Here is a 21,128-nt window from a genome sequence, read left to right on the forward strand (position 1 = left end):
AAACAACCCCGTCATCCCGGGGCCGCGAAGCGGAGCCCGGGATCCAGAACCAGTGTCGGATCAACGACTTGCGCCGTCGGCGGATCTGGATCCCGGGCTCGCCTGCGGCGCCCCGGGATGACAGGGTGGGGGCTGAAGCGTCTGCGGAAACTTGGGATCCGTGAAGGAAGGATAGGTCTCGGCGACCCATCGCCTGCCGCCGCGCTGCCTTCTCGGCTGTCACCTTGGCGAGAGATGGGCGCATGCCATCGGACCTTGGCTGTGCGGTTCGAAGCGCTTGATCCCATTGATAAAACGCCTCGCGCGCAGATGAATCCCAACACCTTTAAAGGGCTGGGACTTGTCCCTTCGGGATCCCATTACAGGCTGAACAGGACGCCGTCCGGAGCCGCGTCGGCGATGACGACGCGGTCGCCGTCCAGGCGGGCGCGTCCGCCGGCCACCAGGGCCAGCACCGCCGGATAGAGCTGGCGCTCCTGGACGATCACCCTTTCGGCGAGGCTGTCCGGGTCATCGCCCTGGCGCACTGGGATTGCGGCCTGCGCCACGATCGGCCCGGCATCGAGCTCCGGCACCACGAAATGCACCGTGCAGCCATGGAGCCGCACGCCGGCTTCCAGCGCCTGGGCATGCGTGTGGGTGCCCTTGAACAGCGGCAGCAGCGAGGGATGGATGTTGAGCATCCGTCCCGCCCAGCCGGCCACGAAGCCCGGCGTAAAGATCCGCATGAAGCCCGCGAGGCACACGAGGTCGATGTCGGCGGCCCGCAATTCGGCGTCGAGGGCGGCGTCGAAGCTGGCGCGATCCGGAAAGGCTCTGTGGTCGATCGCCCGGGCCGGGATCCCGGCCTCGGCCGCCCGGGCGAGCCCGGCGGCGTCCGGCCGGTTCGAGAGAACGAGCACGATCTCGGCCGGGTAGGCAGGGTCCTTTGCGGCCTCGATCAGCGCGACCATGTTCGAGCCGCGCCCCGAGATCAGGACCGCGACGCGAGTCTTCTTGGACATCGCCATCAGAGCGCGAGGCGTCCGCGGAAGGTCACCGGCTCAGGGCCGCGCGCGGTGATACGGCCGAGGCGCACCGGCGCCTCGCCGGCCCGGGTCAGGGCCTCGTCGACGTCGTCGACCGATTCCGCCGCAGCGATCACCACCATGCCGATGCCGCAATTGAAGGTCCGCAGCATCTCCGCCTCGGCGACGCCGCCCTCGCGGGCGAGCCAGCCGAACACCGGAGGCGGCGTGATGGCGTCGAGGTCGATGGCGATGCCGACCTCGTCCGGCAGCACCCGGGGCAGGTTGTCCGGGAAGCCGCCGCCGGTGATGTGGGCGAGCGCGCGGATGCCGTCGGTCGCCTCCAGCGCGGCGAGCAGCGGCTTCACGTAGATCCGGGTCGGCTCCAGCAGAGCATCGCCGAGGCTCCGCGACGGATCGAACGGCGCCGGGGCGTCCCAGCCGAGGCCGGTCTTGGCGACGATCCGGCGGACCAGCGAGAAGCCGTTGGAATGGACACCGGAGGAGGGGAGGCCGAGCACCACGTCTCCCGGGCGGATGCCGGCTTTCGGCAGGAGCGTGCCGCGCTCGGCCGCGCCCACGGAGAAGCCGGCGAGGTCGTAATCCGAGCCGTCGTAGAGGCCAGGCATCTCGGCGGTCTCACCGCCGATCAGCGCGCAGCCCGCCTGCCGGCAGCCTTCGGCGATGCCGCGCACAATGTCGGCGCCGACGCCCGGCACCAGCTTACCCGTGGCATAATAATCCAGAAAAAAGAGCGGCTCGGCGCCCTGGACCACGAGGTCGTTCACGCACATCGCCACGAGGTCGATGCCGATCGTGTCGTGCCGACCGGTCTCGATGGCGATCTTGACCTTGGTGCCGACGCCGTCATTGGCCGCCACCAGGATTGGATCGCGGAATCCCGCGGCCTTCAGATCGAACAGGCCGCCGAAGCCGCCGATCTCGGCATCCGCCCCCGGCCGCCGCGTCGAGCGCACCAGCGGCTTGATCGTCTCGACCATGGCATTGCCGGCATCGATATCGACACCTGCTTCCGCGTAGGTCAGTCCTTGTCCGTCCTTGGCCGTCATGCCAGCGTCGTCCCGGTCATCATCCGGTTCGCTCTAGCGGCTTCGAGCGCGCTGCGCGAGTCGCCCGCGTTGAGGCTCGATCGCGAGCCTTGATCGACACAGGCCCGATGCCCACTCTGCGGCAGGGCGTCGTAGGCAGCGCCGGGAGGCGGGATCATGCGCGCGCGGGCTGTCATTGGGCTGGGTGCCCTCGTCGCGCTGAGCTTTCTGGTCTACCTGCTGCGGGAGGTGATGCTGCCCTTCGTGGCGGGGATCGCCCTCGCGTATCTGCTCGACCCGCTCGCCGACCGGCTGGAGCGCCTCGGGCTCGGCCGTTTGGCCGCAAGCCTCCTGATCCTGGCGCTGTTCGTGGTCGCGCTGATCGTGTCGCTGCTGATCCTGATCCCGCTGACCGCCAATCAGGTGGCCGGCTTGGTCAACGCGCTGCCCGGCATGGTCTCGCGGCTTCAGGGGATCATCGCCGAGCGCGCCGGCCCGCTGCTGGAGCGGATCGGCGGGGACAACGTGCTGACCGAGCTGCAATCCTCCGTCGGCACCCTGGCGAGCCAGGGCGGCGCGTGGCTGCTCGCCTTCCTCAAGTCGATCTGGTCGGGCAGCCAGGCCCTGATCTCGATCGCCTCGCTATTGGTGGTGACCCCGGTGGTCGCCTTCTACATCCTGGTCGATTGGGATCGGATGATGGCGGCCCTGGACAGCTGGGTACCGCCCCGGCACCGGGCCACCGTGCGCGACCTCGCCCGCCAGATCGACGGCGCGATCACCGGCTTCGTGCGCGGGCAGACCCTCGTCTGCATGATCCTCGGCAGCTTCTACGCGGTCGGCCTCTGGCTGGTCGGGCTGAATTTCGGGGTGCTGATCGGTCTGATCGCCGGCTTCCTGACCTTCATCCCGTATGTCGGTACGCTCACCGGCTTCATGCTCTCGGTCGGCGTCGCACTGGTGCAGTTCTGGCCGTCCTCGGACTGGCTGCATCTCGGGCTGACGGTGGGCGTGTTCCTGGTCGGCCAGTTCCTCGAAGGCAATGTCATCGCGCCGAAGCTCGTTGGCGAATCCACCGGCCTGCATCCGGTCTGGCTGATGTTCGCGCTGCTGGCCTTCGGGTCCCTGTTCGGCTTCGTCGGCCTGCTGCTCGCGGTGCCGGTGGCGGCCTCGATCGGCGTACTCGTGCGTTTCGCCCTGGCGCGCTATCTCCAGAGCCGCCTGTACCATGCCGAGCAGCCGGTCCTGATCGACCTCCAGGACGAGGGCGGCCGGACCCTGACCACCCAAGGTGCGCGTTCCCCCTGAGCGCCCCAACCGAGCAACCTATGCGCGAGAACGCACCACCCCGGCAGCTGGCCTTCGATCTGCCGCTCGATCCCCGCTACGGCCGAGAGGACTTTTTGGTCGGACCGGCGAACGAGGCGGCCTACGCCCTGATCGAGGCCTGGCCGGACTGGCCCGACAGCGTCCTCGTGCTCACCGGCCCGGCGGGCAGCGGCAAGAGCCATTTGGCGGCGATCTGGGCGGAGCGGGCCCATGCCTGGACGGTGACGGCCGCCGAGGTCGGGGCGGACGCGGTTCAGCATCTCGTATCGAACGGCGCGCTGGTCATCGAGGATATCGACCGGGAGGCGGCCCGAAATGAGGCGGCCCTGTTCCACCTGCTCAATCGCGCCCGCGAGCTGGCTTGCCCGGTCCTGCTCACCAGCGCGGCCGGGATCGACGCCTTGGGTCTCGCGACGCCGGACCTGCGTTCCCGGCTCCGGCTGGCGCCCAGCATCGCCATCGAGGCGCCGGACGACGCCCTTCTGCGCGCCGTCCTGGTCAAGCTGTTCGTCGACCGGCAATTGGTGGTCGATCTCAGCGTGATCGAGGCTCTGGCGCTGCGAATCGACCGCTCGCTGGGCCGGGCTCGGGACCTCGTGGCAGAGCTCGACCGCGACGCCCTCGGCCGCGGACGACGGATCAGCCGCCCGCTGGCGCTGGCCGTGCTACGACGCATGGGCTTCGAGGACGAGGCCGACGCGGAGGCATAAAAACGGAAACCGGTGGCCGTCACGAAAGCGTCGTGAAAGCTACGGGTGTAGAATGCTAGACGCGCCGGACTCGGCAAGGACAGGAATCGGAATGGAATCGACGCAGAAGCCCATGGACCGCGACGCTGCCGACGAGGCCGCGGAGCACCGTCGGCCCGACGCGACCAATCCGGCCCCACGCCGCCCCGCCATCAGGCGCGCGCCGGCCAGGAATACGGCCGCCAAGAGCGCAGCTGCCCCGGCCACCGCTCCTTCGAGCGCGCCGCTCAAGCCGGCAACCACCAGGGCGCCGACAGCCAGGAGCACCGCGGCTCCGAACGGGGCTGCGAAGAGCACGAGCGCCGGGAACACGACAGCGCCGGAACCGAAGAGCGCACCCGCCAAGAGCGCGCCGGCCGGCACCGCGCCCGCAATCCAAGAGACGGCCCCCACGCCGGTCGACACCGCCGACGAGTGGCCCGCCGTGCCCACCGCGCCGGCGGAGCCGGTCGTGGGCGCCGCCCGCGAGCCCGTGGTCGAGGCCGGGCGCTCCTTGCGTCATTCCCCCGAGCGCTTCGTGAATCGCGAGCTGTCCTGGCTCCAGTTCAACCACCGGGTGCTGGAGGAGGCCTCTAACCCGAACCATCCGCTGCTGGAGCGCCTGCGCTTCCTGTCGATCTCGGCGAACAATCTCGACGAGTTCTTCATGGTCCGCGTCGCCGGCCTGATCGATCAGGTCCGGGCCGGGCTGACGCTCCCGTCCCAGGACGGGCTGACGCCCTCAGAGCAGCTGAACCGGATCGGCATCGAGGTGGCGCGGCTTGCCGCCGACCAGCAGGCGCGCTGGCGCGAGTTGCGCGTGGAGTTGCAGGCCTCCGAGATCGAGATCGTCGAGCCCGCGGGCCTGACCGCCGAGCAGGCCGCCTGGCTGGAGGAGTACTTCCTTAACCACGTGTCGCCGGTCCTGACGCCGCTCGCGATCGACCCGGCGCACCCGTTCCCCTTCATCCCCAATCTCGGCACCACCATTGCGCTGATGCTGGTGCGGCCGCGGGACGGCCGGCTGCTGCGGGCCTTGATCCGCGTGCCGGGCGTCATCGACCGGTTCGTGCGCTTGCCCACCAGCGAGAGCGAGATCACCGCGCGCCTGATCTCCATCGAGCAGGTGATTGGCATGTTCACCGGGCGGCTGTTCCCCGGCTACCTGGTCAAGAGCAGCGGTGCGTTCCGGGTGGTGCGCGATTCGGATCTGGAGATCGAGGAGGAGGCCGAGGACCTCGTCCTGCATTTCGAGACGGCGCTCAAGCAGCGCCGCCGGGGCGTGGTGATCCGCCTCGAAGTCGAATCCGGGATGTCGGAGGAGCTGCGCAGCTTCGTCGCCGACGAACTGGAGATCTCCTCCGACGCGATCTTCCTGATCGAGGGCATGCTCGCCCTGAACGAGCTGTCCCAGATCGTCGGGATCGACCGGCCGGACCTGAAGTTCAAGCCGTACAATCCGCGCTTCCCCGAGCGGATCCGCGAGAGCGGCGGCGACGTGTTCGCGGCGATCCGGCAGAAGGATTTCATTGTCCACCATCCCTACGAATCCTTCGATTCGGTGGTGCAGTTCCTGGCCCAGGCGGCTCGGGACCCGAACGTGGTGGCGATCAAGCAGACGCTCTACCGCACCTCATCGAACTCGCCGATCGTCGCGGCGCTGGCCGAGGCCGCCGAGCTCGGCAAGTCGGTCACCGCCCTCGTGGAGCTGAAGGCGCGCTTCGACGAGGAGGCTAATATCCGCTGGGCGCGCAACCTGGAGAAGGCCGGCGCGCAGGTGGTGTTCGGTTTCGTCGAGCTGAAGACCCATGCCAAGCTGTCGCTGGTGGTCCGGCGCGAGGGCGACAGGCTCGTCACCTACTGCCATGTCGGCACCGGCAACTACCACCCGATCACGGCGCGCGTTTACACCGACCTGTCGTTCTTCACGGCGGACCCGGCGATCGCCCGGGACGTGTCGCGGATCTTCAACTTCATCACCGGCTATGCCGAGCCGGCTGAGCTGGAGCGGATGGCGGTGTCGCCGCTGACCCTGAAGAACCGCCTGCTGGAGAACATCGAGGCCGAGGTCGCCCACGCTAAGGCTGGCCGGCCGGCGGCGATCTGGATCAAGTGCAACTCGCTGGTCGACGCGCAGATCATCGACGCCCTGTACGATGCCGCCTCCGCGGGCGTGCAGATCGACTGCGTGGTGCGCGGCATCTGCTGCCTGCGCCCGGGCATCCCGGGCCTGTCGGAGACGATCCGGGTCAAGTCGATCGTCGGGCGCTTCCTGGAGCACGGCCGGATCTACGCCTTCGGCAACGGCGTCGGGCTGCCGCATCCGAAGGCCACGGTCTACATCTCGTCGGCCGACCTGATGAGCCGCAACCTCGACCGCCGGGTCGAGGCGCTGTTGCCGATCACGAATCCCACTGTGCACCAGCAGGTGCTCGACCAGATCATGCTGGCCAATCTCCTGGACAACCGCCAGAGTTGGCGGCTGCTCGCCTCCGGCGGCTGCGAGCGCGTTCAACCCGCAGAGGGCGAGGAGCCGTTCAACGCGCACAAGTACTTCATGACGAATCCGAGTCTTTCCGGCCGCGGCAAGGCGTCCAAGAAGTCGAGCCCGCGTGCTCTGAGCCGTCGGGCACAGCGTGGCTAAGTGCCCCGACGCATGCGCAGAAGACTCGATAGGTTTCGCAAACGGGTTGTGCAGTTCTGCGTGAGGACTCTGCGTCCGGTGAGAGAGCCGGATGCACGAAACGTTGCCCTGCCGGTGCGATTGGGCTTAGAGCAATCGCCGCCGCCAAGGTTATCGGTTCGGCCGCACGCGCTGCGTATCATCGACGTGGAGCCGAGTTCGGTCGCACCATCGTCGAACACGGTTCTGGATTACACCCGCGGTCTGCCGGTCCGGCCGGCCACGCCCCATCAAGGACTCGGACGTTTGGGCAGCCCTCGCGCCAACCTCACCCTCGCGCATTCCGCCGACAGGCCCTCGCGCGACCCGCGGCCGCCGGTGGCGATCATCGATATCGGCTCGAACTCGGTCCGGCTCGTCGCCTATGACGGCCTGAGCCGCGCGCCGACCCCGCTCTACAACGAGAAGGTCCTGTGCGGCCTGGGCCGCAACGTCCTGACCACCGGCCGGCTCAACGAGGATGCGGTCAACCGCGCGTTGACCGCGCTCGGACGCTTTCGGGTGTTGTGCGAGACCATGCGGGTCGGACGGGTGTTCGTGCTGGCGACCGCCGCGGCCCGGGACGCCGAGAACGGCCCCGACTTCCTGCGCGCCGCGGAGGCGGCCTGCGGCCAGGAGATCCAGCTCCTCTCGGGCCGGCGCGAGGCCGAGCTGTCCGCGATGGGCGTGATCTCGGGCTTCCACGCGCCGAACGGCGTCGTCGGCGACATGGGCGGCGGCTCCCTCGAACTGGTGGATGTGCGCGGCACCGTGGTCGGGCAGGGCGTGACCATGCCGCTCGGCGGCCTCGCTTTGCAGGACCTTTCCGGCGGTTCGATCAAGAAAGCCGCCAAGATCGTGCGCGAGCACATGCGCAAGGCCGAGCCGCAGCTGGAAACCCTGCGCGGCCGGACCTTCTACGCGATCGGCGGCACCTGGCGCGCCCTGGCGCGGCTCCACCAGGCCGCTCGCGGCTATCCCGTCCACGTGATGCACGGCTACTCGGTGGAGCCCACCGACGAAATGAGCTTCCTGCAGATCGTCGAGGAGACCGACGTCGCGATGCTCCAGGACGTCGACGCGATCTCGGAGGCGCGCCGGCCGCTGCTGGCCTACGGCGCCGTGGTTCTCGAAGAGATCATCCGGGTTGGGCGCCCGCGGGAAGTCGCGATCTCGGCCTCGGGGGTCCGGGAAGGGCTGCTGTTCGAGCAGCTCGACCGTGATTCCCGCCTGATCGATCCGCTGCTCGCCTCGGCCGCCGAGTTCAACGCCCTGCGCGCCCGCTCGCCCCGCCACGGCGAGGAGCTGATCGCCTGGACGGACCGGTTCGTGGCGACGCTGGACGGCCCGGAGACGGCGGACGAGCGCCGCCTGCGCCATGCGGGCTGCCTGCTCTCGGATGTCGGCTGGCGCGCCCATCCCGATTACCGTGATGAACAAAGCATTGCGGCGATCCAGAACGCCGCCTTCGTCGGTGTGGATCACCCCGGGCGGGCCTATCTCGCGCTCTCGGTCTCGCTCCGCCACAGCGGCGTGGCGCCGGAAAAGGCCAACCCGATCCTCCGGAGCATCGCCGGGCCCCGCCTGTTCGAGCGGGCGCGCTTGCTCGGTGCACTGCTGCGCGTCGCCTTCCCGATCTCGGCCGGCATGGACGGCGCGCTGACCCGCGCCCCGCTGGTCGTCGAGGACGGCCGCGTCACCCTGCGGATGCCGCAGGACTGGGCCGCCCTCAGCAGCGACCGCCTGCTGAACCGCGTCCGCGGCCTCGGCCGCGTGGTCGGGCTGGACGGTCGGATCGAAATCGGCGGCCCCGCCGACTGATTGTTTGGGGCTGTCGGGGCCGGTTGGCGGCTCTCACGCTCGTGGGCGGGCGCAATCGCGTCGCGGATCATGCGCCGCATTGCCTCCGCCTGCCAAGCGGCTTGCATGCAAGAGCCGATCGCTTGCTGATTGCCGGTGCATACTCAGCCTACTAGCCGTCGCATCCTCAACAGGGACACTGGGCGCGGGCACAGGCCTTCGTCGCCCGATATGACACGCGACCAAGCCGGCGAGGATCGGAGTTCGCCTCAGGTCTCGCGCGCGATGCATCGCGTCGTTGCGGCTTCAAAGGGCCCAAATTCGCGGACGCACATTTAAAATTAAAAATTTCTTTTCAAAGCACGGCGCGACGCAAACAACTCGTAAAACAATACGCCGTCTCATTATCAACTATAGGTTAACTCAATAATAAGGTACCACGTTACCCAACTGAGAATATAGTATCGCTCCAATCTCGTCGAAAACCGATGCATCCGATTTCGGGTTCAGCTATCTAAACTCTCAACGGCCGCAAGTGGCCACCGGAGTTTGACCATGCGCTGGCTCGGACGGGTCTCGATCAAAACGCTTCTGTGCTTGGTGATCGGCGCGCTGGCGCTGATGTTGCTGAGCTATACGACGACCGCGCTCATCCATGCGCGTGAGCAGGCCGAACAAGCGGATCGCGCCGTCACCCTGGCGCATGCGAGCCGGCGCTTGCTCAAGACGATCCTGCCGGTGCGGATCGAGCGCGGCTCGACCCTGGCCCTGGGCAGCGAGGAACCGGCCGGGCCGGACACGCTGTCGGTGATCGCGACGAACCGGAAGGCGATAGCCGAGAGCTTCGCCAGGGCGCAGGTTCTGCTCCACGAACAGGACGTTCCCGCGGTGACGGCGACGGTTGGGCGCCTGAACGCCGCGCACGAGGCCTTGAACGCGCTGCGTCCCCGTATCGACGCGGCCCTGCGCCTCCCGAAAGCGCAACGCGAAGCGGCGCTCCTGCCCACGACACTCACCGCGTTCCAGGAATTGCTGGATGCCCTGACCGCCACGTCGGACGCCGTCGATAGCGCCATCCCGCGGTCGGACGAGATTCTGCAGCGCTATCTGGTCCTCAAGTGGGCGGCCTGGGCGACGCGTGTCGCGATCGGGAACGTCGCCCTCCGGGTGCAAGGTTCGCTGGCAGCCGAAACCTCCTGGACCCTTCCCGAGACCGTGGCCGCCGCCGAGGAGCGTGCGCGCCTCCAGAGCGCCTGGACCAGCACCCGGGAAGCCGCGACCGACGTCTCCGACAAGGTCCGGGCCGCCTTCCGCAAGGCGAGCGCCGAGAATTTCGAGGGTTCGGCCGCGGACATCGCCAAAGCCGTATTCGATGCGCTCAGCCAACGGACGACGCCGAGCATCACGTTTCAGGACTATCGGCAACGCAACACCGGCGCGCAGGCGGCCATCGTCGACCTAGCCTACGTCGCCCTCGACGAGATGATCGCGCGCGCCGAACTCCTGGCGGGCGAGGCGCGCGGCATCCTGATCCGCAACGTCGGCGCGTTGGTCGCGGTCATCCTGCTCGTCAGCCTCGGCCTGATCGTCGTCTTCGGCGGCGTGCTATGGCCAATCCGGACGATCTCGGCGACGATGCGGGCCTTGGCCGAGGGCGACGCGTCCGTCGAAGTGCCGGTCGGGGTGTATCGGAACGAGTTCGGCCCCATGGCGGCAGCCGTGCAGGTGTTCAAGGACAACCTGATCCGCAACCGGCAGCTCGAAGCCGAAGCCACGCAGGCACGTCTCGCCGCCGAGGCGCAGCGCAAGGCCGGCATGCGCCAGATGGCCGAGGCCTTCGAGCAGGCGGTTGGTGGCATCATCGGCCAGGTCTCATCTTCGGCGACCGAATTGCAGGCCACCGCCCAGACCCTGACCGCCACGGCGACCCAGACCGCGAGCCAATCGACCACCGTGGCCGCCGCCGCCGAGGAGGCCGCCAGCAACGTCAACACGGTCGCCGCCGCCTCCGAAGAGCTGGGCTCCTCGGTCCAGGAGATCGGCCGGCAGGTCGACGGATCCGCCAAGCTCGCGCAGGGCGCGGTCGCCGAGGCCGGGCAGACCGGCGCGCTGGTGCAGGAGCTGAGCAGCGCCGTGGCGCGGATCGGTGACGTGGTCGGGCTGATTTCTTCGATCGCCGGGCAGACCAACCTGCTGGCCCTCAACGCGACCATCGAGGCGGCACGGGCCGGTGAGGCCGGGCGCGGCTTCGCGGTGGTGGCCTCGGAGGTGAAGGCTCTGGCCGAGCAGACCGCCAAGGCGACGGAGGAAATCTCGGGCCAGATCGCCCGGGTCCAGGCCTCCACCGGTCAGGCTGTGACGGCGATCGGCTCGATCACCGCCCGCATCCAGGAGATCAACGGCGTGGCCACGAGCATCGCGGCGGCGGTCGAGGAGCAGGGCGCCGCGACACAGGAGATCGTCCGCAATGTCGGGCAGGCGGCGGCCGGCACCAGCGAGGTGACCAGCAACATCACCGGCGTCGCCGCCGCCGCGGAAGAGACCGGCAAGGCAGCGAGTCAGGTGCTCGGCGCGGCCACGGACCTGTCGCGCCAGTCCGAACACCTCACCGCCGAAGTGGCGCGCTTCCTCGACACCGTCCGGGCGGCCTGAGCTGGCCGCCCAAACTGGTTACCTCACTCCGAGATCATGCCGACGCCGGCCTCGCCGCCGGGGAGCGGCGCCGGCTCGGATTGCGCCTCAACCACGGCCGCGGCCGTGACGTTGACGATGCCGCGGGCGGTCACCGAGGGCGTCAGGATATGCGCCGGCTTGGCCGGTCCGATCAGCAGCGGCCCCACGGGCAGCGCATCCGCCAGGACCTTCGCGAACTGGAAGGCGATGTTGGCCGCGTCGAGATTCGGGAAGATCAGGACGTTGGCCGACCCTTTGAGCCGCGAGCCGGGCAGCACCCGGTCGCGGACCAGCTCGGAGAGCGCCGAATCCGCCTGCATCTCGCCGTCGACCATCAGGTCCGGGTCGCGGGCCTGCAGGATCGCCAGCGCCTCCCGCATCTTCATCGCTGAGGGGGAATCCGACTGGCCGAAATCCGAGTGGCTGAGCAGGGCGATCTTAGGCGTCAAGCCGAAGCGGCTGACATGGCCGGCGCAGGCCTGGGCGACCTCAGCGATCTCCTCTGCAGTAGGGTTCTGGCGGACATGAGTGTCGGCCAGGAAGTACGCGCCCTCGCTGGTGACGATCAGGCTCATGGCGGCGCATTGCGTGATGCCGGGCGCCAGGCCGATCACGTCGCGGATGATCCGCAGCCGGGTCTCGAACCGGCCCTCCAGGCCGCAGATCAGCGCGTCGGCCTCGCCGCGGCGGACTGCAATGGCGCCGATCACGGTGTTGTTGGTCCGCACCAGGGTCCGGGCCGCATCCGGGGTGATGCCGCGCCGGCCGGCGACGTCCAGGTAGGTCTGAACGTAGGCGCGGTAGCGGGGATCGTCCTCGGGGTCGATCAGCTCGAAGTCCCGGCCCTCCTGGATCGAGAGGCCGAAGCGCTTGAGCCGCGACTCGACCACCCGCGGCCTTCCGACCAGGATCGGGAACGCGACCTTGTCCTCCACGATCGCCTGGACGGCGCGCAGCACCCGCTCATCCTCGCCCTCGGCGTAGATCACGCGCTTGGGCGCGGCCTTCGCCTTGGAGAACAGCGGCTTCATGATCAGGCCGGACCGGTGCACGAACCGGTCGAGGCTCTCGACATAGGCGTCGAAATCCTTGAGCGGCCGGCCAGCTACGCCGGACTCCATCGCCGCTCTGGCGACCGCCGGGGCGATGCGCACGATCAGGCGCGGATCGAACGGGCTCGGGATCAGCGATTCCGGGCCGAACGGCCGGGCCTCGCCGTCATAGGCCCGGGCGACCACGTCGGAGGGGGTCTCGCGCGCCAGCGCCGCGATCGCCTTCACGGCGGCGAGCTTCATCGCCTCGTTGATGCTGGTGGCGCCGACATCGAGCGCGCCGCGGAAGATGTAGGGGAAGCACAGGACGTTGTTGACTTGGTTCGGGAAGTCCGACCGCCCGGTGCAGATCATCGCGTCGGGGCGCTTCGCCTGGGCGAGGTCCGGCATGATCTCCGGGTAGGGATTGGCCAAAGCCATGATCAGCGGTTTGTCCGCCATCTTCTCCAGGAGCTCGGGCTTCAGCACCCCGCCGGCCGAGAGGCCGATGAACACGTCCGCCCCCGGGATCACCTCGGCCAGCGTACGCGCCTCGGTCTCCTGGGCGTAGATGTCCTTCCAGCGGTCCATCAGCTCGGGGCGGCCTTTGTAGACCACGCCCTTGATGTCGGTCAGCGTGATGTTCTCCCGGGTCGCGCCTAGGGACACGAGCAGGTTGAGGCAGGCGAGCGCCGCCGCGCCGGCCCCGGAGGTGACGATGCGGACGTCCGAGAGGTTTTTTCCCGCGAGTTCGAGGGCGTTGAGGACCGCCGCCGCTACGATGATCGCGGTGCCGTGCTGGTCGTCGTGGAAGACCGGGATGTTCATCCGCGCCCGGCACTGCTCCTCGACCTCGAAGCACTCGGGCGCCTTGATGTCCTCGAGGTTGATGCCGCCGAAGGTCGGCTCGAGGGCGCAGACCACGTCGACGAGCTTGGACACGTCGTTCTGGTCGACCTCGATGTCGAACACGTCGATCCCGGCGAATTTCTTGAACAGAACCGCCTTGCCCTCCATCACGGGCTTCGAGGCGAGCGGCCCGATATTGCCCAGGCCCAGCACCGCGGTGCCGTTGGTGAGCACCGCCACGAGGTTCTGGCGGATCGTCAGTTCGGCGGCCTGCTGCGGATCGTCGTGGATCGCCATGCAGGCGACGCCGACGCCGGGCGTGTAGGCCAGCGCCAAGTCGCGCTGGTTGCCCAGCGGCTTGGTCGCCTGGATCTCCAGCTTTCCGGGCTGCGGCAGGCGGTGGTAGACGAGCGCCCCGGCCTTGAGGTCCTCGGACATGTTATCGGCCATCGCGCACCTTCCAGCTCGCCTGCTTTCCCGGAGACGACGCGGTCGCAAACCGCGCCGGATCCCATCGTGACGGGTCTGTTGCACCGGCTGCGCAGGGGGCGCAACCCGCATAACGAGACCCGGATCCACCTCGCCGCACTGGCGAAGGCCTACGGTTTCTCCATAGGCTCTTATTCGTACGGGCGTCCAAAAGTGCGCTTCCCGGAGAGCGGCCGTCGCCTGACGATCGGCCGCTATTGTTCCATCGCCGACAAGGTCGAGATCCTGCTCGGCGGCGACCACCGGCTCGACTGGGCCTCGACCTACCCGTTCGCGGCGATGCGCGGGCTGTTCCCAGGTGTAGGCGCACCGGAGGATTACCACGCCTCACGGGGCGACGTGGTGATCGGGCACGATGTCTGGCTCGGCTCCGGCTGCATGATCCTGTCCGGCGTCACGATCGGCCACGGCGCCGTGGTGGCGGCCCGGGCGGTGGTGACGCGGGACGTGCCGGCCTACGCAGTGGTCGCCGGCAACCCGGCGCGAGTGGTGCGCTGCCGCTTCGACGAGGCCACCGTGGCGGCGCTCGTGGAGACTGCCTGGTGGGACCTGCCGCACGATGCGGTGACGCGCCTCGTGCCATTGCTGCAGAGCGGCCGGATCGCAGACCTGCTCGCGGCGTTGCGCGCCGACGCGGATTCCCGTACCGGCGAGCCTTTCTCCCCCCCGGTTGCCCGCGGGGGGGGCGCACATGAAACCGACCCGAGATCCGGACGATGACCGACACGCCTCCCGACCGCCTGGCCGCGAACCCGAACAGCCCGTTCTACGACGAGAAGTTGCTGGAGCGCGGCGTCGGCGTGCGGTTCAAGGGCGTCGATAAGACCAACGTCGAGGAATACTGCGTCAGCGAGGGCTGGGTCCGCCTCTCGGCCGGCAAGACCCTCGACCGGGCCGGCAATCCGATGACCGTGAAGCTGAAAGGCACCGTCGAGCCCTATTTCCGCGAGCCCGAGACAGGCGAGGCTTGAGACGCCCTATGCGTCACAACTCCAGGGGGAACGGGGTCGGCTCCCAGTAACGCTCCAATTCCGTACCCTGGACGTTGGCGGCCTCCCAGCCGTGCAGGATGCGCGCGAGAGCAGGCCGGTCGCCAGCGTGCAAAGGCTCGGCGACCGCATCGAGCTGCTCCCGCAACCAGCGCAGGCGCAGAGCCGGATGGCGCGGCCAGTTCTGATGCCAGAGATCACGCTCATGCCAGATCTTGCGCGCGGCATCGAGTTCACCCATCGCGATATGGACGAGCATCAGATCTTCGGGTGCTTCGTGCAGCGGACCGTATGTCTCGGGCGGGAGGGTCGCGTAGGATTCCACTGTCTCGTAGTATGACAGTTTTGGCATCGCCGTCGTCTCGATGGCTTCGATAAGGTCGGAGACCATCGTCGGATCGGACCAATGCCAGAACCTATCCGCCGACGTATCTGGCCGACTCAGATTTTCGTAAATGGTCCCTAGCGCAAGATAGTGAAATATTCTGTAGACGAAGAGTGGTGTCACCGACCATCTTGGCCAACAGCAGTTCGCATCTGAGGATCGTTCTACGAAGATACCGCAAGCCAAATGATGGACGGGCGTTTTGCATAAAAAGCGCATGCTCGTCATTTTATAGTTCGGATGACGTTTGATCAGATCTCGATAGATCGGATTAACTTGACGCGCGTTTGTCATAGCTTCGGCTTTATCATAATCATAATATACCTATAGCCTGGACCGAAACGTTTCTGAACGGCGCTTATGATATCGATTGCACGGGCAGGCCTCAAGTCTGCATTCCCCGTTTTGTGGTCGTAGACGCACACTGTTGAAAGCTGAGTTCGCTCCAGTAAGTCGAGGCGCAAAGAACCTTTTGCGCCAGAATTTTGATCAACGCCCGTTGCTGTATCGTATGACGTCTCTACAACGAAATTTGGATCTTTCCGACCATTGACGTTCTCGGCGATCCGCGCATGAACCTTATTTCCGAAGTCCTGCGCGGTCCTGAAATCATCGGACGCTCGCACCTCAGCTGCGACCGAATCGGCAAGAGCCTGCACCTCCCGGTTCCGCGGGCAAATCTGGTCCAGCTCGGTCTGCCCCACTGCACCCACCCATATGGCCCGCTCATCATATGCGTCCCCTGGGATGTACTCACTCGCAGGCGCTGCGAACACGGCTTTACGACCGTCGCCACCCCGCCCAGCGAGCACCGAGAAGAGCGTTCCTGCCGCCTCCAGGGTCCGCCAGATCCGCTGCCCCACCTTGCCTGGCAGGCCCCGCGCCGGCTGGACGAACGCCTCCGCCTCGGCGCCGTCCGCGTTCAGCGTGCTCCGACCCAGGATCTCACCGGTCTCGCCGTCGCGGATGGTCTGGGTCAGGCCAGAGGTCTCGAACACCGTGCGCGTTCCGTCGGGCGCGGTGACGGTGTGCTGCGCGTCCCAGTCCGCGCGGGCGTTGGCCCGGATGCGAATCGACAGCACGCGCGACCCGTCTTCGGTCACGGCCTCCTCGGTTTGGGTCTCCGCCTGACCGCCCGAATTCGCCGACATCCAACGCGCGCCGCCGGACGGAGCGGAAACCCAACGGCCGCCGTCAGGCTGGCCGGCAGGCGCCCGCGGCTGATCGGACCGGTACTTCCGGGCGAGCATCCGCTCGACCCGGATGAATCCGACTTCGACCGCGATTCCGGCAAGTTCCGAGCGGAGCGCGGCGACGTCTCGGTCGTGAGGTCGGGTGGTTGATCGCGGCATCGGCCAAGCCCCCGCTAACGGACTAAAAGCCTACATCTCGACCCTAAACTTGTCAATTAAATCCTATTGCTCCGCGCTGTTCTCGGCCGGGCTATCGCCTGCCACCGCGTATGTCGCCGCAATCGCCAAGAAATAATTCCGCTTGGCTGCCGCGATCAGGGCCTCGATCTGCGCGGCGCTTCGCGCTTCCCGAATGACGAGGCTGGTGGCGACCTCGGGATGGGTTCGACGCTGCCTTGGGCGTCGCGCATGGTTCGAGAGGCGGAGCGTGGCGCGCTCGCCCTGGCTTGCGAAATAAAGGCTGTCGCCGCGTTCGTTCCGGGCGACGATGGCGAAGCCCTCGGCCTCCAGGAGCCGCGCGGCCAGAGCCAGAGCGGCCGATGGGGGCAGGGTGCTCATGGTCCCGCAGGCTCGATCGTGCCGAGGCTGCGCCGGCCAAGCGCTCGCGCCTTCAGCGCCAACGCCGGCCGCTCGATCCCGTACCAGGACAGGGCCGCCACCGGCAGCGTCAGCGCGAGGGCAGGCGCGAGCAGGGCGAGGCCGGACGGGTCGGGCCAGAGGGCGTGCAGGCTCTGCTGGATCGGCCAGCCGTAAAGATAGATCCCGTAGGACAGGTCAGCCTTGGGATCGAATAGGCCGCGCGCCATCGGCCCGAGCGCCAGCCACACGGAGCCGTAGGCCTCCGTCAGGAACAGCAGGGCCGGGTAGGCCGGCGTCCGGGCGAGGATGACGGCTGCCACAACCAGGCAGGCGAGGGCGGTGCCCGACACCCGCAGGCGGTCACGCCAGAGATACAGGCAGGCCCCGGACGAAAAGATCAGCGGCAGCCGCAACGCCGTCTCCAGCCCCTTGGGCAGCTCTGGGCCTTTCAGAAGCATGGCGGCCGTCAGGGCGACGGCGAGCCCCGCAACGATCAGGAGCACCGGGATTCGCTGCCTGAGGAGGCCGCACAGGGCTGCGATCAGAACCCCGAGGTAGCACAAAACCTCGTATTTCAGGGTCCAGATCGTGCCGAGTGGTGCCCGGTAGGGATTGGCCTCGAAGACACCCGGCAGAGCGGCGTTGCTCTTGAAGGTCGTCAGGGTGCCGCGCATGAAGGACAAGAGGCCGGGATCGCGCAGGTATTCGGCCAGCGGCAGGCGCGTCATCGCGGCCCCGAGGACCAGGGACACGAAAAGGGTCGCGGCGACGAAGCCCGGCAGAATGCGCAACGTGCGGGCGAGGGCGTAGTCGCGGATCCCGCGCCGGTCGCAGCTCATGGTGACCAGGAAGCCGGAGACCGCGAAGAAGCCGTTCACCGCATGCTCGCCCAGCGTGTAGCCGGTGAGCGCCGCCAGGGGTTCGTCGCCGGCGGCGCCGGTGGCGACGCTGAAAGCGTGCGAGACGACCACCGCCAGGGCCAAAGCCAGACGCAGGCCGGTGAAACCGTTGCGCCTCCGCTCCAGGGCGGTCGCGATCGTGGGGTCTGCCATCAGCGCAGCCCCTCGCGCGCCAGGGCGTCCTGCCCCCGCAAGAAGGCGAGGGCGCCGGAAGCGGAGCCGCCATAGCGCTCGACCCCGGCCCGACGCAGGACCAGAGCCGAGAGCGCGGCCTTCGGCAAGTTGGTCATGAGGTGAGACACGCTCGGGTCCGGCAGGCCGTATTTGCGGCTGACATAGGCCCGCGACCAGGCCTGGTGCCAGCGCGACCGGAACACGCGCCCCGGTTCCGGCGCCGAGGAACGGCCGCGGCCGTGCAGCGCCTCGGCAGCATGGACATGGATCAGGGCGCGCCCGGCATCGGCGACCCGCCGGCACAGGTCGTCGTCCTCGTAGAACAGGAAGATGTTGTCGTCGAAGCCGCCGAGATCCAGGAACAGGGCGCGCTCGATCATCAGGCAGGCCCCGGACAGGAACGGCGCACAGGCATCGCCCTCGGGCAGCGACAGACGGCCGCCCGGATTGGCGAGATACGGTGCCAGCAGCGAGCGCGCCTGGTAGAAGAAGCGCCCGTCCGGCTCGACCAGCCGCGGCGCCAGCAGGCCCGCATCCGGCGAGGCCCGGGTGGCATCCAGCAGGGCATCGACCGCCCCGGGGCGCAAGACCACGTCCGGATTGACGATCAGGACCCGGTCCGCCGTCTCGGCCGCCGCCACACCGATGTTGTTGGCGCGGCCGTAGCCCTCGTTGCGGGCGTTGCGGATCACCCGCGCTCCGGAGGCCTCGGCGACCGCCACGGAGGCGTCGCGGCTGGCATTGTCGACCACGATCGCCGGGACGTGCTGGCCGGCCAGCGCCGCAAGGCAGGCCGGCAGCACCTCCGCGCTGTCATGCGCGACCACGATCGCGACGAGGCCGACCATCGCGGGTCGGCCTGTCCGGGCCTTACGCCTTCTTCTCCGGGAGGTTCAGGCGGATATGCAGCTCGCGCAGCTGCTTGGGCGTCGCCTCGGAGGGCGCGCCCATCATCAGGTCCTCGGCGCGCTGATTCATCGGGAACAGCACCACCTCGCGGATGTTCGGCTCGTTGCACAGGAGCATGACGATGCGGTCGACTCCCGGGGCAATGCCACCGTGCGGCGGGGCGCCCATGCGCAGGGCGTTCAGCATGCCGCCGAACTTCTGCTCCAGCACCTCGCGGCCGTAACCCGCGATGGCGAACGCCTTCTCCATCACGTCGGGGCGATGGTTCCGGATCGCGCCGGAGGACAGCTCGATGCCGTTGCAGACGATGTCGTACTGGAACGCCTTGATGCCCAGGATTCGTTTTGTGACTTCGCCGTCCTGGCCTTCCGTGGCCAGGGCATCGAGGTCGAGGGCCAAAAACTCCTCGCGGTCGATGTTCGGCATCGAGAACGGGTTGTGGGAGAAGTCGATCCGCTTCTCCTCCTCGCTCCACTCGTACATCGGGAAGTCGGTGATCCAGCAGAACGCGTACTGGTCCTTGTCGCACAGGCCCAGCTCGTCGCCGATGCGGATGCGGGCCTTGCCGGCGAGTGCCGCCGCCTTGGCCTCGGTGCCGGCGGAGAAGAACACCGCGTCGCCGGCCTTCGCGCCGGTCTTCTGCGCGATCAGGGCCTGAACCTCGGCCGGGATGAACTTGGCGATCGGCCCCTTGCCGGTGAGCCGGCCGGCCTCCTCCTCGAACACCACGTAGCCGAGACCCGGCGCGCCCTCGGAGCGGGCCCAGTCATTGAGTTTGTCGAAGAACGAGCGCGACTGCGCGGCCGCCCCCGTCGCCGGGATCGCCCGGACCACACCGCCGGACGCGATCACGCCCTTGAACGCCTTGAACGCCACGTCGTCCCGGGCGAATTCGTCGGTGACGTCGGCGATGATCAGGGGATTGCGCAGGTCGGGCTTGTCCACGCCGAATTTGAGCATCGAATCCGCGAAAGTAATTCGCGGGAAGTCCTTGGTGACGCGCTTGCCCTCGGCGAACTCTTCGAAGACCCCGCGCAGGACCGGCTCCACCGCCTGGAACACGTCCTCCTGGGTAACGAAGCTCATCTCGATATCGAGCTGGTAGAACTCGCCGGGCGAGCGGTCGGCCCGGGCGTCCTCGTCGCGGAAGCAGGGCGCGATCTGGAAGTAGCGGTCGAAGCCCGCGATCATCGTCAGCTGCTTGAACTGCTGCGGCGCCTGCGGGAGGGCGTAGAACTTGCCGGGATGGACCCGGGACGGCACGAGGTAATCGCGGGCGCCCTCGGGCGAGGACGCGGTCAGGATCGGCGTCTGGAACTCGAAGAAACCGCCATCGCGCATCCGGCGGCGGAGCGCGTCGATGATCGCGCCGCGCTTCATGATGTTGGCGTGGAGCTTGTCCCGGCGCAGGTCGAGGAAGCGGTAGCGCAGCCGCGTCTCCTCCGGATATTCGAGGTCGCCGAAGACCGGCAGCGGCAATTCGCCCGCCGGGCCCAGCACTTCGAGGTCATCGATATAGACCTCGACCGCCCCGGTCGGCAGCTCGGCATTCTCGGTGCCGGCGGGCCGGGTGCGGACGCGACCGTCGATCCGCACCACCCATTCCGAGCGCGCGACCTCGGCCGCCTTGAACGCCGGCGAGTCGGAATCGACCACACACTGGGTCAGCCCGTAATGGTCCCGCAGGTCGATGAACAGCACGCCGCCATGGTCGCGGATGCGGTGGCACCAGCCGGAGAGCCGGACGGTCTGTCCGACATCGGACGGGCGGAGCGCCCCGCAGGTGTGGGAACGGTAACGGTGCATGACGGGCTTCTTCTCTGGGAAGGCCGGCACCATTCACGCGAGGCCCCCCAAGTCAAGCACGGGCAGCTGGAATCCGGTGGCGGATCGGGCCGCGGACCTACCGGAACGGACGGCCAATCCCCATATGATGTCCATGAGCCACAACGCTTTTTCCGTTTCTCCGGGCCATCCCGCCCGGCCCGTCGAAAGCCCGCCCGGCGCTTGGCGCACGCTGCCCTTCGAAGGCCATTTCGATCTGGTCTACGAGGATGCCAACGGTGCCTGGAGCAACCGCTCCCTGTCGGCGCGCGAGCTGAAGCTCGGGCCCGGCCGGACACTCCTGGGCGGCATCGACGCCCGCCGGGGCGGCTATCGCGGCTTCCGGGTCGATCGGATCCGCCGTCTCACCGACGGGGCCACGGGCGAGCGCATCGAGACCGGCATCCTCGACCGGCTGCTCGGGCGCGCCGAGGCGCAGCGCCGGGCCGACGCCGTGCGGATCCGCCGCCAGACCCAGGCGCGCCGACGCGCGCAGCTATCGGACGCTGCGGCGACGCCGCCCCTGTGAAACAACCATGTGAAACATGGGGACCTTCGC

General features: G+C 68.2%; 17 protein-coding genes. 8 read left to right on the top strand and 9 right to left on the bottom strand.

The window, feature by feature from the left end; genetic code table 11:
* Nucleotides 1-359: 359 nt before the first annotated feature.
* Both purN and purM read right to left on the bottom strand, forming a co-directional pair.
* Entirely contained in the window at nucleotides 360-1,010 is a 651-nt protein-coding gene (gene purN, locus BM228_RS29165) for a phosphoribosylglycinamide formyltransferase (RefSeq protein WP_208612121.1), read from the bottom strand.
* Nucleotides 1,010-2,077, bottom strand: a complete 1,068-nt coding sequence (gene purM / locus BM228_RS29170; RefSeq protein WP_092046189.1) for a phosphoribosylformylglycinamidine cyclo-ligase — start codon at nucleotides 2,075-2,077, stop codon at nucleotides 1,010-1,012. The genes purN and purM overlap by 1 nt, the downstream gene beginning before the upstream one ends.
* Before the next feature lie 156 nt (nucleotides 2,078-2,233).
* Here purM and BM228_RS29175 point away from each other — a divergent pair, with 156 nt between their 5' ends.
* From BM228_RS29175 to BM228_RS29195, 5 genes are all read left to right on the top strand, one after another.
* Nucleotides 2,234-3,364: an AI-2E family transporter gene (locus BM228_RS29175; RefSeq protein ID WP_092046191.1), complete on the top strand. Its 1,131-nt coding sequence runs from the start codon at nucleotides 2,234-2,236 to the stop codon at nucleotides 3,362-3,364.
* 20 nt (nucleotides 3,365-3,384) lie between these two features.
* Complete coding sequence (locus BM228_RS29180; protein WP_092046193.1) at nucleotides 3,385-4,095, top strand: P-loop NTPase family protein; 711 nt, start codon at nucleotides 3,385-3,387, stop codon at nucleotides 4,093-4,095.
* A gap of 91 nt (nucleotides 4,096-4,186) precedes the next feature.
* Nucleotides 4,187-6,757 (top strand): RNA degradosome polyphosphate kinase, encoded by a 2,571-nt coding sequence (locus BM228_RS29185; RefSeq protein ID WP_092046195.1) that lies wholly within the window; start codon nucleotides 4,187-4,189, stop codon nucleotides 6,755-6,757.
* 285 nt (nucleotides 6,758-7,042) lie between these two features.
* Nucleotides 7,043-8,596, top strand: a complete 1,554-nt coding sequence (gene ppx / locus BM228_RS29190) for an exopolyphosphatase (RefSeq protein WP_092046197.1) — start codon at nucleotides 7,043-7,045, stop codon at nucleotides 8,594-8,596.
* A 534-nt stretch (nucleotides 8,597-9,130) separates the two neighbouring features.
* Nucleotides 9,131-11,227, top strand: coding sequence for a methyl-accepting chemotaxis protein (locus BM228_RS29195; RefSeq protein ID WP_092046198.1), 2,097 nt, complete (start codon nucleotides 9,131-9,133; stop codon nucleotides 11,225-11,227).
* A 23-nt stretch (nucleotides 11,228-11,250) separates the two neighbouring features.
* Here the strand turns inward: BM228_RS29195 and BM228_RS29200 are convergent, their stop codons facing one another.
* Nucleotides 11,251-13,578 carry an NADP-dependent malic enzyme gene (locus tag BM228_RS29200; protein ID WP_092046200.1) on the bottom strand — a complete coding sequence of 776 codons (2,328 nt, stop codon included), beginning with the start codon at nucleotides 13,576-13,578 and terminating at the stop codon, nucleotides 11,251-11,253.
* A 78-nt stretch (nucleotides 13,579-13,656) separates the two neighbouring features.
* Here BM228_RS29200 and BM228_RS29205 point away from each other — a divergent pair, with 78 nt between their 5' ends.
* Both BM228_RS29205 and BM228_RS29210 read left to right on the top strand, forming a co-directional pair.
* Nucleotides 13,657-14,337 carry a CatB-related O-acetyltransferase gene (locus BM228_RS29205; RefSeq protein WP_092046222.1) on the top strand — a complete coding sequence of 227 codons (681 nt, stop codon included), beginning with the start codon at nucleotides 13,657-13,659 and terminating at the stop codon, nucleotides 14,335-14,337.
* A complete protein-coding gene (locus BM228_RS29210; protein WP_092046201.1) occupies nucleotides 14,334-14,588 on the top strand; it encodes a DUF3297 family protein in 255 nt (84 codons plus the stop codon). Before BM228_RS29205 ends, BM228_RS29210 begins: the two co-directional genes overlap by 4 nt.
* A gap of 13 nt (nucleotides 14,589-14,601) precedes the next feature.
* Here the strand turns inward: BM228_RS29210 and BM228_RS29215 are convergent, their stop codons facing one another.
* From BM228_RS29215 to aspS, 6 genes are all read right to left on the bottom strand, one after another.
* Nucleotides 14,602-14,997: a hypothetical protein gene (locus BM228_RS29215; protein ID WP_092046203.1), complete on the bottom strand. Its 396-nt coding sequence runs from the start codon at nucleotides 14,995-14,997 to the stop codon at nucleotides 14,602-14,604.
* Between the two features lie 284 nt (nucleotides 14,998-15,281).
* Nucleotides 15,282-16,343 (bottom strand): hypothetical protein, encoded by a 1,062-nt coding sequence (locus BM228_RS29220; RefSeq protein WP_139234248.1) that lies wholly within the window; start codon nucleotides 16,341-16,343, stop codon nucleotides 15,282-15,284.
* A 63-nt stretch (nucleotides 16,344-16,406) separates the two neighbouring features.
* Entirely contained in the window at nucleotides 16,407-16,742 is a 336-nt protein-coding gene (locus tag BM228_RS29225; protein WP_092046207.1) for a hypothetical protein, read from the bottom strand.
* Nucleotides 16,739-17,815, bottom strand: a complete 1,077-nt coding sequence (locus tag BM228_RS29230) for an acyltransferase family protein (protein WP_092046209.1) — start codon at nucleotides 17,813-17,815, stop codon at nucleotides 16,739-16,741. Before BM228_RS29230 ends, BM228_RS29225 begins: the two co-directional genes overlap by 4 nt.
* Nucleotides 17,815-18,684 carry a glycosyltransferase family 2 protein gene (locus BM228_RS29235; RefSeq protein WP_092046211.1) on the bottom strand — a complete coding sequence of 290 codons (870 nt, stop codon included), beginning with the start codon at nucleotides 18,682-18,684 and terminating at the stop codon, nucleotides 17,815-17,817. The genes BM228_RS29230 and BM228_RS29235 overlap by 1 nt, the downstream gene beginning before the upstream one ends.
* Before the next feature lie 22 nt (nucleotides 18,685-18,706).
* Nucleotides 18,707-20,551, bottom strand: coding sequence for an aspartate--tRNA ligase (aspS, locus tag BM228_RS29240; protein ID WP_092046224.1), 1,845 nt, complete (start codon nucleotides 20,549-20,551; stop codon nucleotides 18,707-18,709).
* 124 nt (nucleotides 20,552-20,675) lie between these two features.
* Between aspS and BM228_RS29245 the strand changes: the two genes are divergently transcribed.
* Nucleotides 20,676-21,098 carry a hypothetical protein gene (locus tag BM228_RS29245; RefSeq protein ID WP_425285016.1) on the top strand — a complete coding sequence of 141 codons (423 nt, stop codon included), beginning with the start codon at nucleotides 20,676-20,678 and terminating at the stop codon, nucleotides 21,096-21,098.
* Nucleotides 21,099-21,128 lie beyond the last annotated feature (30 nt).

Source organism: Methylobacterium pseudosasicola, assembly GCF_900114535.1.
GTDB classification, from domain to species: Bacteria; Pseudomonadota; Alphaproteobacteria; order Rhizobiales; family Beijerinckiaceae; genus Methylobacterium; species Methylobacterium pseudosasicola.